The organism is Streptomyces sp. NPDC004266, assembly GCF_042874095.1.
In the GTDB taxonomy this organism is placed as follows: Bacteria; Actinomycetota; Actinomycetes; order Streptomycetales; family Streptomycetaceae; genus Streptomyces.
This window is the reverse complement of record NZ_JBIAMM010000001.1, coordinates 1-15701: the sequence shown is the minus strand read 5'-3', so window position 1 is coordinate 15701 and position 15701 is coordinate 1. Positions and strand designations below refer to the sequence as shown.

Annotated in this window: 11 protein-coding genes; 4 read left to right on the top strand and 7 right to left on the bottom strand. The window is 72.8% G+C overall.

Annotation, left to right across the window (positions count from 1 at the left end):
* Positions 1–24 precede the first annotated feature (24 nt).
* Complete coding sequence (locus ACFYUZ_RS00055; protein WP_389304865.1) at positions 25–2229, top strand: heavy metal translocating P-type ATPase; 2205 nt, start codon at positions 25–27, stop codon at positions 2227–2229.
* Positions 2230–2599: 370 nt separating this feature from the next.
* Here the strand turns inward: ACFYUZ_RS00055 and ACFYUZ_RS00050 are convergent, their stop codons facing one another.
* The 5 genes from ACFYUZ_RS00050 to ACFYUZ_RS00030 all read right to left on the bottom strand — a co-directional run bounded on the left by ACFYUZ_RS00050 (position 2600) and on the right by ACFYUZ_RS00030 (position 9730).
* Complete coding sequence (locus ACFYUZ_RS00050; RefSeq protein WP_389304863.1) at positions 2600–3889, bottom strand: citrate synthase; 1290 nt, start codon at positions 3887–3889, stop codon at positions 2600–2602.
* Positions 3890–4068: 179 nt separating this feature from the next.
* Positions 4069–6294: an ATP-dependent RecD-like DNA helicase gene (locus tag ACFYUZ_RS00045; protein ID WP_389304862.1), complete on the bottom strand. Its 2226-nt coding sequence runs from the start codon at positions 6292–6294 to the stop codon at positions 4069–4071.
* A gap of 336 nt (positions 6295–6630) precedes the next feature.
* Positions 6631–7404 (bottom strand): sugar phosphate isomerase/epimerase family protein, encoded by a 774-nt coding sequence (locus ACFYUZ_RS00040; protein ID WP_389306224.1) that lies wholly within the window; start codon positions 7402–7404, stop codon positions 6631–6633.
* Positions 7405–7430: 26 nt separating this feature from the next.
* Positions 7431–8582 carry a dihydrodipicolinate synthase family protein gene (locus ACFYUZ_RS00035; RefSeq protein ID WP_389304860.1) on the bottom strand — a complete coding sequence of 384 codons (1152 nt, stop codon included), beginning with the start codon at positions 8580–8582 and terminating at the stop codon, positions 7431–7433.
* Positions 8579–9730 carry a Gfo/Idh/MocA family protein gene (locus ACFYUZ_RS00030; RefSeq protein WP_389304859.1) on the bottom strand — a complete coding sequence of 384 codons (1152 nt, stop codon included), beginning with the start codon at positions 9728–9730 and terminating at the stop codon, positions 8579–8581. Before ACFYUZ_RS00030 ends, ACFYUZ_RS00035 begins: the two co-directional genes overlap by 4 nt.
* 165 nt (positions 9731–9895) lie before the next feature.
* On the opposite strand from ACFYUZ_RS00030, the gene ACFYUZ_RS00025 reads away from it, so the two are divergent.
* The gene (locus ACFYUZ_RS00025) at positions 9896–10942 is read left to right on the top strand and encodes a LacI family DNA-binding transcriptional regulator (protein ID WP_389304857.1); all 1047 of its coding nucleotides are present in this window, start codon (positions 9896–9898) and stop codon (positions 10940–10942) included.
* 128 nt (positions 10943–11070) lie between these two features.
* Here ACFYUZ_RS00025 and ACFYUZ_RS00020 read toward each other — a convergent pair whose 3' ends face one another.
* On the bottom strand, positions 11071–11664 hold the full coding sequence (locus tag ACFYUZ_RS00020; RefSeq protein WP_389304856.1) for an AAA family ATPase: 594 nt from the start codon (positions 11662–11664) through the stop codon (positions 11071–11073).
* Entirely contained in the window at positions 11661–12656 is a 996-nt protein-coding gene (locus ACFYUZ_RS00015; protein WP_389304854.1) for an EamA family transporter, read from the bottom strand. Before ACFYUZ_RS00015 ends, ACFYUZ_RS00020 begins: the two co-directional genes overlap by 4 nt.
* 100 nt (positions 12657–12756) lie before the next feature.
* On the opposite strand from ACFYUZ_RS00015, the gene ACFYUZ_RS00010 reads away from it, so the two are divergent.
* Together ACFYUZ_RS00010 and ACFYUZ_RS00005 are read left to right on the top strand one after the other, a co-directional pair.
* Entirely contained in the window at positions 12757–13668 is a 912-nt protein-coding gene (locus ACFYUZ_RS00010) for a LysR family transcriptional regulator (protein ID WP_389304852.1), read from the top strand.
* Positions 13669–13782: 114 nt separating this feature from the next.
* The gene (locus ACFYUZ_RS00005) at positions 13783–15606 is read left to right on the top strand and encodes a glycoside hydrolase family 3 protein (RefSeq protein WP_389304850.1); all 1824 of its coding nucleotides are present in this window, start codon (positions 13783–13785) and stop codon (positions 15604–15606) included.
* Positions 15607–15701: the final 95 nt, after the last annotated feature.

Here is a 15701-nt window from a genome sequence, read left to right as displayed (position 1 = left end):
CCTGCTCCCCTTTGGAACCCGCACATGCCAAGCATCACCGTCACCGAGCTGACGATCGGCGGGATGACCTGCGCCTCCTGCGCCGCCCGCGTCGAGAAGAAGCTCAACCGGATGGACGGCGTCACCGCCACCGTCAACTACGCCACCGAGAAGGCGCACGTCGAGCACGCGCCGGACGTCGGCGTCGACGAGCTGATCGCCACCGTCGTGAGGACGGGCTACACCGCCGAGGAACCCGCCCCGCCGGCGGAGGAGCCGGACGAGCCGGAGGACCCCGAGCTCGCCTCCCTCCGGCAGCGGCTCACCGTCTCCGCGCTCCTCGCGGCGCCCGTGGTCCTGCTCGCCATGGTCCCCTCGCTCCAGTTCGACGACTGGCAGTGGCTCTCGCTCACCCTCGCCTCCCCCGTCGTCGTCTGGGGCGGACTGCCCTTCCACCGGGCCGCCTGGACCAACCTCCGGCACGGCGCCGCCACCATGGACACCCTCGTCTCGGTCGGCACCCTCGCCGCGTACGGCTGGTCCCTCTGGGCCCTCTTCCTCGGCGACGCCGGCATGCCCGGCATGCGGCACGGCTTCGACCTCACCGCCGACCGCGCCCACGCCTCCTCCGCGATCTACCTGGAGGTCGCCGCCGGGGTCGTCACCTTCATCCTCCTCGGCCGGTACCTGGAGGCCCGCGCCAAGCGGAAGGCCGGCTCCGCGCTGCGGGCCCTGATGGAGCTCGGCGCCAAGGACGTGGCGGTGCTGCGCGCGGGCGCGGAGGTGCGGATCCCGGTCGACGAGCTCCGCACCGGCGACCTCTTCGTCGTGCGCCCCGGGGAGAAGATCGCCACCGACGGCACGGTCGCCGAGGGCGCCTCCGCCGTCGACGCCTCCCTGCTCACCGGTGAGTCGCTGCCCCTGGACGTCGCCCCCGGCTCCGCCGTCACCGGCGGCTGCGTCAACGTCTCGGGCCGTCTCGTCGTCGAGGCCACCCGGATCGGCGCCGACACCCGGCTCGCCCGGATCGCGAAGCTCGTCGAGGAGGCCCAGAGCGGCAAGGCCGAGGTGCAGCGGCTCGCCGACCGGATCTCCGCCGTCTTCGTCCCGGTGGTCCTCCTCATCGCCCTCGCCACCCTCGTGGTCTGGCTCCTCGCCACCGACGACGTCACCGCCGCCTTCACCGCCGCCGTGGCCGTCCTGATCATCGCCTGCCCCTGCGCCCTGGGCCTGGCCACCCCGACCGCCCTCATGGTCGGCACCGGCCGCGGCGCCCAGCTCGGCATCCTCATCAAGGGCCCCGAGGTCCTGGAGTCCACCCGCCGCGTCGACACGGTCGTCCTCGACAAGACCGGCACGGTCACCACCGGCCGCATGCGGCTGACCGGCGTGCACGTGCACGGCGGGCGGTACGGCACCGACTCCGCCGACGAGACCGAGCTGCTGCGGCTCGCCGGCGCCCTGGAGCACTCCTCCGAGCATCCGGTCGCCCGCGCGATCGCGGCCGGCGCCGCCGAGCGCTGCGGGGAGCTCCCCACGCCGAAGGCCTTCGAGAACGTGCCCGGCCTCGGCGTGCGCGGCTCCGTCGACGGCCGGCTCGTCCTCGTCGGGCGCGCCGCCCTGCTCGCGGCCGAGGGCGTCGAGGCGCCCGCGACGACGGAGCCCGGCGCCGTCCACGTCGCCTGGGACGGGGTGGCCCGGGGCACCCTGACCGTCGCCGACACCGTCAAGGACACCAGCGCCGAGGCGGTCGCCCGGCTGCGGGCCCTGGGGCTGCGGCCGGTGCTGCTCACCGGGGACCACCGGACGGTCGCGGAGGCGGTGGCGGCCGAGGTGGGCATCGACGAGGTGATCGCGGAGGTGCTGCCCGAGGAGAAGGCCGAGGTGGTCCGGCGGCTCCGGGCGGAGGGCCGTACGGTCGCGATGGTGGGCGACGGGGTGAACGACGCCGCCGCGCTCGCCGGCGCCGACCTCGGGCTCGCGATGGGGACGGGCACCGACGCGGCCATCGAGGCGAGCGACCTGACGCTGGTCCGGGGCGACCTGCGGGTCGCGGCGGACGCCATCCGGCTGGCCCGGCGGACCCTGGCGACGATCCGGGGAAACCTGGGCTGGGCCTTCGGCTACAACCTCGCCGCGCTCCCCCTGGCGGCGGCCGGGCTCCTCAACCCGATGATCGCGGGCCTGGCCATGGCCTTTTCGTCCGTGTTCGTCGTTTCCAACAGCCTGCGACTGCGCCGGTTCAAGTGAATTCGCTTACGTATGAGGCACAGGACCTTCACAAAGAGATCTAGATCACAGATATTGGGGGGTAACCATCTGGGCTGTTCGCGAGTCTAAGTGGGCGATGCCAAGAACGTCTTGGGGGACGTTCATGGGATGTCTTGGGGGACGTCCCAGGCAAGCGCGGCCGGGGCACGTGCACGGGGAGCTTTGAGCGGCCCTCCCGTACGTACCCCGGCAGACCGCGCGTCGGACGCCCGGCCCGGATCCCGTGGGGGGAATCCGCACCGGGATATGGAAAGCGCCCCGCTCGCCGACCCGTGGGGGGATCGGCGGCGGGGCGCTTTTCGCACTCTCCTCAGGGCTCGGTGAGCCGAAGGGGCGCGTCAGCCGGGGTTCAGCGGGCCTCGACCGGGACGAAGTCGCGGTGGACCTCGCCCGTGTAGATCTGGCGCGGGCGGCCGATGCGGGAGCCCGGCTCCTTGATCATCTCGTGCCACTGGGCGATCCAGCCGGGGAGCCGGCCGAGCGCGAAGAGCACGGTGAACATCTCGGTCGGGAAGCCCATCGCGCGGTAGATGAGGCCCGTGTAGAAGTCCACGTTCGGGTAGAGGTTGCGCGAGACGAAGTACTCGTCGGAGAGCGCGTGCTCCTCCAGCTTGAGCGCGATGTCGAGCAGCTCGTCGGACTTGCCGAGGGCCGAGAGGACATCGTGCGCCGCCGCCTTGATGATCTTGGCGCGCGGGTCGAAGGACTTGTACACCCGGTGGCCGAAGCCCATCAGGCGGACGCCGTCCTCCTTGTTCTTCACCTTGCGGATGAAGGAGTCGACGTCGCCGCCGTTGGCCTGGATGCCCTCCAGCATCTCCAGGACCGACTGGTTGGCGCCGCCGTGCAGGGGGCCCCACAGGGCCGAGATGCCGGCGGAGATCGAGGCGAACATGTTCGCCTGCGAGGAGCCGACCAGACGCACGGTGGAGGTCGAGCAGTTCTGCTCGTGGTCCGCGTGCAGGATCAGCAGCTTGTCGAGCGCGGAGACGACGACCGGGTCGAGGTCGTACTCCTGCGCGGGGACCGAGAAGGTCATGCGCAGGAAGTTCTCGACGTAGCCGAGGTCGTTGCGCGGGTAGACGAACGGGTGGCCGATCGACTTCTTGTACGCGTACGCCGCGATCGTCGGAAGCTTGGCGAGCAGCCGGATCGTGGAGAGGTGGCGCTGCTGCTCGTCGAACGGGTTGTGGCTGTCCTGGTAGAAGGTGGACAGCGCGGAGACCACCGAGGACAGCATGGCCATCGGGTGGGCGTCCCGCGGGAAGCCGCGGAAGAAGTTCTTGACGTCCTCGTGGACCAGCGTGTGCTGCGTGATCTCGTTCTTGAAGGTCGACAGCTCGTCGACCTTGGGCAGCTCACCGTTGATCAGCAGGTACGCCACCTCAAGGAAGGTGGAGCGCTCGGCCAGCTGCTCGATGGGGTAGCCGCGGTACCGCAGAATGCCCTGCTCACCGTCGAGGTAGGTGATGGCGGATTTATAGGCGGCGGTGTTGCCGTATCCGCTGTCCAGGGTGACCAGTCCGGTCTGGGCTCGGAGTTTGCCGATGTCGAAGCCCTTGTCGCCGACGGTGCTCTCGACCACCGGGTAGGTGTATTCACCGTCCGCGTACCGCAGTACTACAGAGTTGTCGCTCACGTCATCCCTCACCGACGTAGTGCCTCTTCTTCGAGGTGCCCTGACTGTCTCTACCATCCCCCATTTGGCTCAGGAGAGTGCACTCGGGGTCGCTCATTGGGCCATTCGGCGGCACTCAGTGCCGCCAACCTTCATATCCTGCCCCCTTCGCCCCGGTTCCGGTAGCCCTCCGTGATCTTTCACACGAGGGTGTCCCCTGTGAGCCGATGGGCGAGTGCGGTAAAGCGCCTGCCCGCCGAGACCGTGCGGACCGCCTGGGCGATCGCCCGGCGGGAGCCGACCAGGACGACCAGCTTCCGGGCCCGGGTCACGGCCGTGTAGAGCAGGTTCCGCTGGAGCATCATCCAGGCGCTCATGGTGACCGGAATCACCACCGCCGGATACTCGCTGCCCTGCGAGCGGTGGATGGTGACCGCGTACGCGTGGGCGAGTTCGTCCAACTCGTCGAAGTCGTACGGCACCTCCTCGTCCTCGTCCGTCCGCACGGTCAGCCGCTGCTCGACGGTGTCCAACGCCGTGACGACGCCGACCGTACCGTTGAAGACCCCGTTGGCCCCCTTCTCATAGTTGTTCCGAATCTGGGTCACCTTGTCACCCACCCGGAAGACCCGGCCGCCGAACCGCTTCTCCGGCAGGTCCGGGCGGGCGGGGGTGATCGCCTGCTGGAGCAGCCCGTTCAGCGAGCCCGCGCCCGCCGGGCCCCGGTGCATGGGGGCGAGGACCTGGACGTCCCGGCGCGGGTCGAGACCGAACTTGGCCGGAATGCGCCGGGCCGCGACGTCCACGGTGACCCGGGCGGCGTCCTCCGTCTCCTCCTCGACGAAGAGGAAGAAGTCCGGCAGGCCCTGGGTGAGGGGCGGCGTGCCGGCGTTGATCCGGTGCGCGTTGGTGACCACCCCGGACTGCTGGGCCTGCCGGAAGATCCGGGTCAGCCGCACCGCCGGCACGGGGCTGCCGGGGGAGAGCAGATCGCCGAGGACCTCGCCCGCGCCGACCGACGGCAGCTGGTCGACGTCCCCCACCAGCAGCAGGTGGGCACCCGGTGCCACGGCCTTGACCAGCTTGTTCGCGAGGAGCAGGTCCAGCATGGAGGCCTCGTCGACGACGATCAGATCGGCGTCGAGCGGCCGGTCCCGGTCGTAGGCCGCGTCCCCGCCCGGCTTCAGCTCCAGGAGCCGGTGCACGGTGGAGGCCTCGGCGCCGGTCAGCTCGGCGAGCCGCTTGGCGGCCCGCCCGGTGGGGGCGGCGAGCACGACCTTGGCCTTCTTGACGCGGGCCAGCTCCACGATCGAGCGGACCGTGAAGGACTTGCCGCAGCCCGGGCCGCCGGTGAGCACGGCGACCTTCCGGGTGAGGGCGAGCCGCACGGCCTCCTCCTGCTCGGGCGCGAGGGAGGCCCCCGTACGGTCCGCGAGCCAGGCCAGCGCCTTGTCCCAGGCCACGTCCCGGAAGGCCGGCATCCGGTCCTCCTCGGTCCGCAGCAGCCGCCGGAGCTGCCCCGCGAGCGACAGCTCGGCCCGGTGGAAGGGGATCAGGTACACGGCCGTGACGGGCGTCCCCTCGGGTCCGGGCACGACCTCCCGCACGACTCCCTCGGGGTCCTCGGCGAGCTCGCCGAGGCACTCGATGACGAGCCCGGTGTCGACCTGCAACAGCTTCACGGCGTCCGCGATGAGCCGCTCCTCGGGCAGGAAGCAGTGCCCCTGGTCGCTGGACTGCGACAGCGCGTACTGCAGGCCGGCCTTCACCCGGTCGGGGCTGTCGTGCGGGATGCCGACGGACTGGGCGATCTTGTCGGCGGTGAGGAAACCGATGCCCCACACGTCGGCGGCGAGCCGATAGGGCTGGTTCCGCACGACCGAGATCGACGCGTCCCCGTACTTCTTGTAGATCCGCACGGCGATGGAGGTCGAGACGCCGACGCCCTGGAGGAAGACCATCACCTCCTTGATCGCCTTCTGCTCCTCCCAGGCCGCGGTGATGTTCTTCGTCCGCTTCGGCCCCAGCCCCGGGACCTCGATCAGCCGCGCGGGGGCCTCTTCGAGGATGTCGAGGGTGTCGAGCCCGAAGTGCTGCGTGATGCGGTCGGCGAAGACGGGGCCGATGCCCTTGACCAGCCCGGAGCCGAGATAGCGCCGGATGCCCTGGATGGTGGCGGGCAGGACGGTCGTGTAGTTGTCGACGGTGAACTGCTTGCCGTACTGCGGATGCGACCCCCAGCGGCCCTCCATCCGCAGCGACTCCCCCGGCTGCGCGCCGAGCAGCGCCCCCACCACCGTGAGCAGGTCCCCGGCACCCCGCCCGGTGTCGACCCGGGCGACCGTGTACCCGCTCTCCTCGTTGGCGTAGGTGATCCGCTCCAGGACACCTTCGACCACTGCCGGCCCGCGACCTTCGTTGGACATGCCTCGACCGTAGCGAAACCCACCGACAACCGGTGCGGGACCGTGGAGGACTCCCGCCCGGGGAACCGGCCCGAGCTACCGTGCGAGAAGGGTGGGCCTTCTTCCCACCCGATGTGCGTGGAGGCCGGCCCTGGGCGTGACCAACGTGGACGTGGACGACGACGTGCTCGCCGAGGCCCCGGACCTGCTCGGCACGACCACGGAGAAGGACACGATCGACGAGGACCTCACCCACGGGTGGACCGTCCTGCACCGGGACGACGACTTCGCCACGGTCGCCCGCGTCCTCAGGGGGGCGAGCAACAGGACGTGCGGCATCCGGACAGATGGCCGTCGTCATACGTCCAGGAACGCCTCCAGCGTCTCCTCCAGGACCTCCACGCCGTCCCTCGCCCACAGATCGTCGTTGAAGAGTTCCACCTCCACCGGGCCCGTGTAGCCCGCCCTCTCCACCAGATCCGCCCAGGCGCGGAGATCGATCGCGCCCGTCCCCAGTTGGCCGCGGCCGTTGAGGACGCCCGCCGGAAGGGGGGTCGTCCAGTCGGCGAGCTGGAAGGAGTGGATGCGGCCCGTCGCGCCCGCGCGTTCCACCGCCGCCGGCGCGCGGTCGTCCCACCACAGGTGGTACGTGTCGACCGTGACGCCCACCTGCTCGGCCGGGAAGCGCTCGGCGATCTCCAGGGCCTGGTCCAGGGTCGAGACCGCGCACCGGTCGGAGGCGTACATGGGGTGGAGGGGCTCGATCGCCAGGCGGATTCCGCGTTCGCCCGCGTACGGAGCCAGGGCGTCGATCGCCTCGGTGATGCGGGCGCGGGCCGACGGCAGGTCCGGGTACGCCGGGGTGAGGCCGCCGGAGACCAGGACGAGGGTGTCGGTGCCGAGGGTCACCGCCTCGTCGATCGCCGCGCGGTTCTCCGCCTCCCAGCCGTCCGAGGTGAAGAAGCCGCCCCGGCAGAGGGTGGTGACGGCGAGCCCCGCGTCCCGTACGAGGGCGGCCGCGGCCTCCACTCCGTACGCCCGGACCGGCTCGCGCCACAGACCCGCGCCCCGGATGCCGAGGCGGACGCACTCCGCCACCAGCCGGGGCAGGGTCAGCTGTTTCACCGTCATCTGGTTGACGCTGAAGACGTCCTGGTTCACTGGGGGACTCCGTGCACGGTGAGGAGCGAGCGCATCCGGGACCCGGCGCGGGCCGGGTCCGGGAACAGGCCCAGCCCGTCGGCGAGTTCGTAGGCGCGGGCCAGGTGCGGGAGCGAGCGGGCGGACTGCAGGCCGCCGACCATCGTGAAGTGGTCCTGGTGGCCGGCCAGCCAGGCGAGGAACACCACGCCCGTCTTGTAGAAGCGGGTGGGCGGCCGGAAGAGGTGCCGGGAGAGGTCGACCGTGGGGTCGAGCGCCTTGCGGAAGGCCGCCGCGTCACCCGTGTCCAGGATCCTCACCGCCTCGGCCGCCAGCGGGCCCAGCGGGTCGAAGATGCCGAGGAGGGCGTGGCTGAAGCCCTGCTCGTCGCCCGCGATCAGCTCCGGGTAGTGGAAGTCGTCGCCCGTGTAGCAGCGGACGCCCTCCGGGAGGCGGCGGCGCAGTCCGACCTCGCGCCGGGCGTCGAGGAGGGAGACCTTGATGCCGTCGACCTTGTCGGGGTGGGCCGCGATCACGTCGAGGAAGGTCTCCGTGGCCGTGTCGAGGTCCGCCGAGCCCCAGTAGCCGTCGAGCGCCGGGTCGAACATGGGGCCCAGCCAGTGCAGGATCACCGGTTCGCTCGCCTGGCGGAGGAGGTGGCCGTAGAGGTCGAGGTAGTCCTCGGGGCCTTTCGCGGCGGCCGCGAGGGCCCGGGAGGCCATGAGAACGGCCTGCGCGCCCGACTCCTCGACGACCGCGAGCTGTTCCTCGTACGCCGCGCGGACCTCCGGCAGGGTGCCGCCCGTGATCTGGTCGGTGCCGACGCCGCAGGCGATCCGGCCGCCGACCGCCCTGGCCTCGGCGGCGGACCGGCGGATCAGCTCGGCCGCGCCCGCCCAGTCGAGGCCCATCCCGCGCTGGGCGGTGTCCATGGCCTCGGCGACCCCGAGGCCGTGGGACCAGAGGTGGCGGCGGAAGGCGAGGGTGGCGTCCCAGTCGACGGCGGCCGGGGAGTCGGGGGTGGTGTCGGCGTACGGATCGGCGACGACGTGCGCGGCGGAGAAGACCGTACGGGAGGTCGGCGGGCCGGCCGGGGAGAGCGCCAGCGGTTCGGGGCGGGGGGTGTACGCGCGCGTGGAGCCGTCCGGGAGCGGCAGGCGGAGGGTCACAGGGTCACCTCCGGGACCTCCAGGCGGCGGCCCTCGGCGGCGGACCTCAGGCCCAGCTCGGCGAGTTGGACGCCGCGGGCGCCGGCGAGGAGGTCCCAGTGGTACGGCTCGTCGAGCACGACGTGCCGGAGGAACAGCTCCCACTGGGCCTTGAAGCCGTTGTCGAACTCGGTGTTGTCGGGGACCTCCTGCCACTGGTCGCGGAAGGAGTGGGTCGCGGGGACGTCGGGGTCCCAGACCGGCTTGGGGGTCAGGCTCCGGTGCTGGACACGGCAGCCGCGCAGACCCGCGACGGCCGAGCCGTGGGTGCCGTCGACCTGGAACTCGACCAGTTCGTCGCGGTTGACGCGGACCGTCCAGGAGGAGTTGATCTGGGCGACGGCGCCGCCCTCCAGCTGGAAGATGCCGTACGCGGCGTCGTCGGCGGTGGCCTCGTAGGGCTTGCCGTGCTCGTCCCAGCGGCGCGGGACGTGGGTGGCGACCTGGGCGGTGACGGAGGTGACCCGGCCGAAGAGCTCGTGGAGCACGTACTCCCAGTGCGGGAACATGTCGACGACGATGCCGCCGCCGTCCTCCGCGCGGTAGTTCCAGCTCGGGCGCTGGGCGTCCTGCCAGTCGCCCTCGAAGACCCAGTAGCCGAACTCGCCGCGCACGGACAGGATCTCGCCGAAGAAGCCGCCGTCGACGAGGCGCTTGAGCTTGAGCAGGCCGGGGAGGAACAGCTTGTCCTGGACGACGCCGTGCTTGACGCCCTTCGCCTCGGCGAGGCGGGCGAGTTCGAGGGCGCCGGCGAGGTCGGTGGCGGTGGGCTTCTCGGTGTAGACGTGCTTGCCGGCGGCGATGGCCTTGGTGAGGGCGTCGACGCGGGCGGAGGTGACCTGGGCGTCGAAGTAGACGTCGACGCCGTCGTCGGCGAGGACGGCGTCGAGGTCGGTGGACCACTCGGTGAGGCCGTGGCGCTCGGCGAGGGCGCGCAGGGCGTGCTCGCGGCGGCCGACGAGGACGGGCTCGGGCCAGAGGGTCTCGCCGTTGCCGAGGTCGAGGCCACCCTGTTCGCGCAGGGCGAGGATCGAGCGGACGAGGTGCTGGCGGTGCCCCATGCGCCCGGTGACGCCGTTCATGGCGATGCGGACTGTCCTGCGTGTCACGGAATGTTCCTCTCCCCGGCGGGCGTGCGCCCTCGTTCGACCGCGGTCAATGCGCGGAGGCATGACAGAAAGCGCTTCCGGCACGATGATAGAAAGCGCTTTCTGTCACGGATGACGCTAGCCTGCCGACATCACCGCCGACAAGGCCCTGGAGGTACGCACGCGATGACCGTCACCCTGGCGGACGTGGCCGCCCGCGCACGGGTCTCCCCCGCCACCGTCTCCCGCGTCCTGAACGGCAACTACCCGGTCGCCGCCTCGACCCGGGAGCGGGTGCTGAAGGCCGTGGACGAGCTCGACTACGTCCTCAACGGCCCCGCGAGCGCCCTCGCCGCCGCCACCTCCGACCTGGTCGGCGTCCTGGTCAACGACATCGCCGACCCCTTCTTCGGGATCATGGCGAGCGCGGCGCAGAGCGCGATCGGGGAGAGCGCCACGGGGCGCGGCGGGGGCGAGAAGCTCGCCGTCGTCTGCAACACCGGCGGCTCCCCCGAGCGGGAGCTGACCTACCTCACCCTGCTCCAGCGGCAGCGGGCCGCGGCCGTGATCCTCATGGGCGGCGCCCTGGAGGACCCCGAGCACCTCGCGGCGACGGCCGGCAAGCTGACGAAGCTGGCGGAGGCGGGGACCCGGGTCGTGCTGTGCGGGCGGCCGCCGGTGACCGGCGACGCGAGCGCGGCGGCCCTCGTCTTCGACAACCGCACCGGCGCGCGCCTCCTCACCGAGCACCTGCTCGGCCTCGGGCACCGGCGGATCGGTTACGTGGCGGGCCCGGCCGACCGCACCACCACCCGGCACCGCCTGGAGGGCCACCGGGAGGCGCTCGCGGCCGCGGGCGTCGCCGAGGGGCCGACGGTCCACGGGCCGTACGACCGCCGCTCCGGCCACGGGGCCACGGCCGCACTCCTCGTCCGCGACCCGCGCCTCACGGCCGTCGTCGCGGCCAACGACACGGTGGCGCTGGGCGTCTGCGCGGCCCTGCGGGAGCGGGGGCTCTCCGTCCCCGGGGACGTGTCGGTCGCGGGCTTCGACGACCTGCCCTTCTCGGTGGACGCGGTCCCCGCCCTCACGACCGTCCGCCTCCCGCTCCACGAGGCGGGCGCCCGTGCGGGCCGCCTGGCCATGTCGGCGCAGGAACCCCCGGCGGGCGGCGTGGAGACGGTCCCGGGGGAGCTGGTGGTCAGGGGGTCGACCGCGGCGCCGCGGGGGTAGGCGGCCGCCGTCGCGGTGAAGACCGACGGCTTCCCCCGCTCCGGGGCCGAGGGCGCCGCGCCCTTTCACGCGGACGAGGGCCTCGGCGGCGAACCGCCCCTGCCGGACGCCCCCGGGGCCGCCGACCGCTACGAGCCGGCCGGGCCGTCCGGCTCGGCGTCGGCGCGGGCGGTCAGGCCCGTCGCCGCGAGGACCGCGTCGACCGTCTCCTCGACCGTCTGCTGCGCGTTGTCGATCCAGACGCCCTCGCCGGAGAGTTCGGCGCGCATGGCCTCGTCCAGGAAGGCCCAGTTCGTGGTCAGCTTCTTGTGACGGGCGTTGTTGCGCTCCCAGGCCTTGTCCGGGCCGGGGGCCAGGACGACCACGTGGAGCGGGGCCGCCTTCGCGTGGGCGCGGTAGAAGTCCAGGTGGGAGCGGCGTACGACCACGTCGTCGAGGACCGGCAGGAAGCCCGCCGCGGCGAAGCTGTCCGCGAGGAGACAGCCGTTGCGGGCGCGCAGCAGGATCTGCCGGTCCGCCTCCGGGTCGCCGTCCGGGCTCGGCCAGTGGCCGCCCCGGACGATCAGCTCCTGGAGGTGGTCGACCTCGATGTGCGCGGCCCGGGCGAAACGGGCCGCGAGGGCCGCCGCGACGGTGCTCTTCCCGCTCCCGGGGATGCCCACCAGCAGGACGGTGCCGGGGGCGGGTGCGGCGCTGTCGACGGTGACGTTCTCGAAGGTCATACGGGCCTTTCCTCGGAGGCGGGACGCGGGAACGATACGGCCACGGGCGCGTCGGACGCCACGGGTTTCCGGCCCGGGCCCCCTCCCGCGCCCCGCCGCGGCGCGAAGGACGTCAGCGCCACTCCCCCCACCAGCAGCGCGGCCGCGCACCAGCGGAGGGGGCTCACGCCCTCCCCCAGGAACAGCGCGGCCGAGGACATGCCGAAGACGGGGACGAGGAGGGAGAAGGGGGCGACGGAGGAGGCGGGGTGGCGGCGGAGGAGCCAGCCCCAGGCGCCGAAGCCGAAGACGGTCGTGATCCAGGCGACGTAGACGATGACGCCGACGCCGGTCCAGTCGAGCCCGCGCAGGGCCGCGAGGTCCCGCTCGGGGCCCTCCAGGAGGAGGGAGAGGGCGAGGAGCGGCAGGACGGGCACGGTGCTGACCCAGACCATGAAGTTGAGCGCGTCGGGCGGGGCGGCCTTGCGGGTCAGGACGTTGGAGAGGCCCCAGCAGGCCGCCGCGGCGATCACCAGGGCGAAGCCGGTCACGGAGCCCGCCGCGCCCTCGTCGACGGCGGCGACGCCGATGCCGGCGAGGGCGACGGCCATGCCGGCGAGCTTGCGGCGCCCGGGGCGTTCGCCGAGGGCGGCGAAGGCGAAGAGGGCGGTGAAGACGGCCTGGACCTGGAGGACGAGGGAGGAGAGCCCGGCCGGGGCGCCGAGGTCCATGCCGGTGAAGAGCAGCCCGAACTTGGCCACGCCGAGCGCGAGGCCGACGCCCACGATCCACTTCCAGGCGACCTTCGGGCGGCCGACGAGGAAGACCGCCGGCAGGGCGGCGACGAGGAAGCGGAGGGCGGAGAAGAGCAGCGGCGGGAAGTGGTCGAGGCCGATCTCGATGACGACGAAGTTGACCCCCCAGACGGCGGTGACCAGGGCGGCGAGGGCGATGTGGGCAGGGGCGAGTCGGCCCGGGCCGGAACCGGCCGGAGCGGTGCGTGCGGGGTGCATGCGATCGAGCATGGCCGCCGCCGACCGTGTAGCACCAGCACGGGTTCCTTCATGGTGAGATGAAGCGTTCCTACATCGATCCTCCGTCCAGGAGCTGCCCGTGCTGGATCTCGGCCGCCTTCGCGCCCTGCACGCCGTCGCCGTCCACGGCAGTGTCGGCGCCGCCGCCACCGCCCTCGGCTACACCCCGTCCGCGGTCTCCCAGCAGATCGCGAAGCTGGAACGGGAGACCCGCACGACCCTGCTCGAACGCAGCGGGCGCGGCATCCGGCTCACCGACGACGCCCATCAACTCGCCATCACCGCGCGGCAGTTGCTGGCGCTCGTCGAGGAGGCGGAGGTACGGCTCGAAGAGCGGCGGGGCCGGCCCGCCGGGCGGCTCGCGATCGCCTGCTTCGCGAGCGCGGCGCGCGGTCTGATGCCCCTGGCCCTGGCCGAGCTGGCCCGGCTCCACCCCGAGCTCGACGCCCGCCTCTCGGAGGTGGACCCGCACCTCTCGATCGACCTGGTGGCGCGGGGGGTGGTCGACCTGGCGGTGGCGCACGACTGGGACATCGCGCCGCTGCCGACGCCGCCGGGCGTCGAGCAGGTGGTCATCGGCGACGACCGGTGCGACATCCTCGTCCACCGGGACCATCCGCTGGCGGCGCGGGAGTCGGTGCGCCGGGAGGAACTGGCGGCGGAGCGGTGGATCTCGCAGCCGCCGGGGACGGTCTGCCACGACTGGCTCACGCGGACGCTGCGGGCCACGGGGTACGAGCCGCTGATCGTCCATCAGGCGGAGGAGAACCACACGCAGGTGGCGCTGGTGGCGGCCGGCCTGGGGATCGCCCTGGTCCCGCGCCTGGGGCGCGGGGCGCTGCCGCCGGAGGTGACGCCGGTGCGGCTCGATCCGACGCCGACGCGCCGGCTGCACGCCATGTGGCGGACGGGCGCGGCGCGGCGCCCGGCGATCCGGGAGACGGTCCGTACGCTCCAGGAGCTCTGGCCCTCGATCGCCTCCGCGGGGTGATCGGGGGCCGGGGCCTCCGATTCCTGCGCGGGTCCTTGACCTGGCAGTTACTTTCGGGCTATCCGTGACACCTTGGAAGTTTCCTTCAACCTTGCACGGCCGGAAGGAGCATCAGTGCACCACCGCGCCCCCGCCCCCTCCCGACGCACCCTCCTCACGGTGACCGCCGCAGCCGCCGCGGCGGCCGTCACCGGCACCCTCTCCCCCGCCGCCCACGCCGAGACGAACGACCGCGGGCTCCGGCGGATCATCGACCGGATGTCGCTGGAGGAGAAGGTCGGCCAGCTCTTCGTGATGCGGGTCTACGGCCACTCCGCCACCGCCCCCGACCAGGCCGACATCGACGCCAACCTCGCCGAGATCGGCGTCCGCACCGCCGCCGAACTGGTCGAGCGCTACCACGTCGGCGGGATCATCTACTTCGCCTGGGCCCACAACACCCGCGACCCCCAGCAGATCGCGGAGCTCTCCAACGGCATCCAGCAGGCCGCGCTCGCCCAGCCCACCCCGATCCCAGTGCTCGTCTCCACCGACCAGGAGCACGGCATCGTCTGCCGGGTCGGCAAGCCGGCCACCCTGCTGCCCGGAGCGATGGCCCTCGGCGCCGGCGGCTCGCACGCGGACGCCCGCAAGGCCGCCCAGATCGCGGGCGAGGAGCTCGCCGCCCTCGGCATCCGGCAGAACTACGCCCCCGTCGCCGACGTGAACGTCAACCCGGCCAACCCCGTCATCGGCGTCCGCTCCTTCGGCTCGGACCCGCAGGCGGTCGCCGGCCTCGTCGCCGCGCAGGTCAAGGGGTACCAGCGGGCCGGGGTCGCGGCCACCTCCAAGCACTTCCCCGGCCACGGCGACACCGCCGTCGACAGCCACTACGGACTGCCGACGATCACCCACACCCAGGAGCAGTGGGCCGAGCTCGACGCACCGCCGTTCCGGGCGGCGATCGAGGCCGGCATCGACTCGATCATGACCGCGCACATCGTGGTCCCCGCGCTCGACCCCAGCGAGGACCCGGCGACCCTCTCCCGGCCCATCCTCACCGGCATCCTGCGCGAACGGCTCGGCTACGACGGCGTGGTGGTCACCGACTCCCTCGGCATGGAGGGCGTCCGCACCAAGTACGGCGACGAACGCGTCCCGGTCCTCGCCCTGAAGGCGGGGGTCGACCAGCTGCTCAACCCGCCGAAGCTGGACGTCGCCTGGAAGGCGGTCCTGGCGGCGGTCAGGGCGGGGGAACTGACGGAGGCCCGGCTCGACGAATCGATCCTGCGAATCCTGCGGCTCAAGGCGAAGCTCGGCCTCTTCCGGCAGGCGTACGCGACCCGGGCGGGCGTCGAGCGCGTGGTCGGCAGCGAGGAGCACCTCGCCCACGCCGACCGCATCGCCGAGGCGACCACGACCCTGCTGCTCAACGAGGACGGCTTCCTGCCGCTGAGCCCGGCCACCCACCGCTCGGTCCTCGTCGTCGGCGCCGATCCGGCCTCGCCGTCCGGCACTACGGGCCCGCCGACCACCACGCTCGCGACGGCGCTCTCGGAGCTGGGCTTCACCGCGACGGCCCTGTCGACCGGGATCACGCCGACGGCCGCGAAGATCGAGGAGGCGGTGGCGGCGGCGGCCGGCAGGGACGTGGTCGTGGTGGGCACGTACAACGTCGGCGCCACCAGCCCGCAGCGGACGCTCGTCGCGCGGCTCGTCGCCACCGGGGTGCCCGTCGTGACGGTCGCGATCCGCAACCCGTACGACGTCGCGCGGCTCGGTGGACAGCGGGCGTCTCTCGCGGCCTACTCCTGGACGGACGTCGAACTCCGGGCCGCCGCGCGGGTCCTGGCCGGACGGGCCCGCCCCCTCGGCCGCCTGCCGGTCCCCGTCCAGAGCGCGGAGGAGCCGGGGCGGGTGCTGTATCCGGTGGGCCACGGCTTGTCGTACACCCGCTGACGGGTGCGCCCCGCGGGGCGGTGCCCCCCGGTACCCGCCGTGTGGGGCCCGCACCCGCCGGGGCGGTACCCGCCCCGTGTGGGCAATCGTCCCGC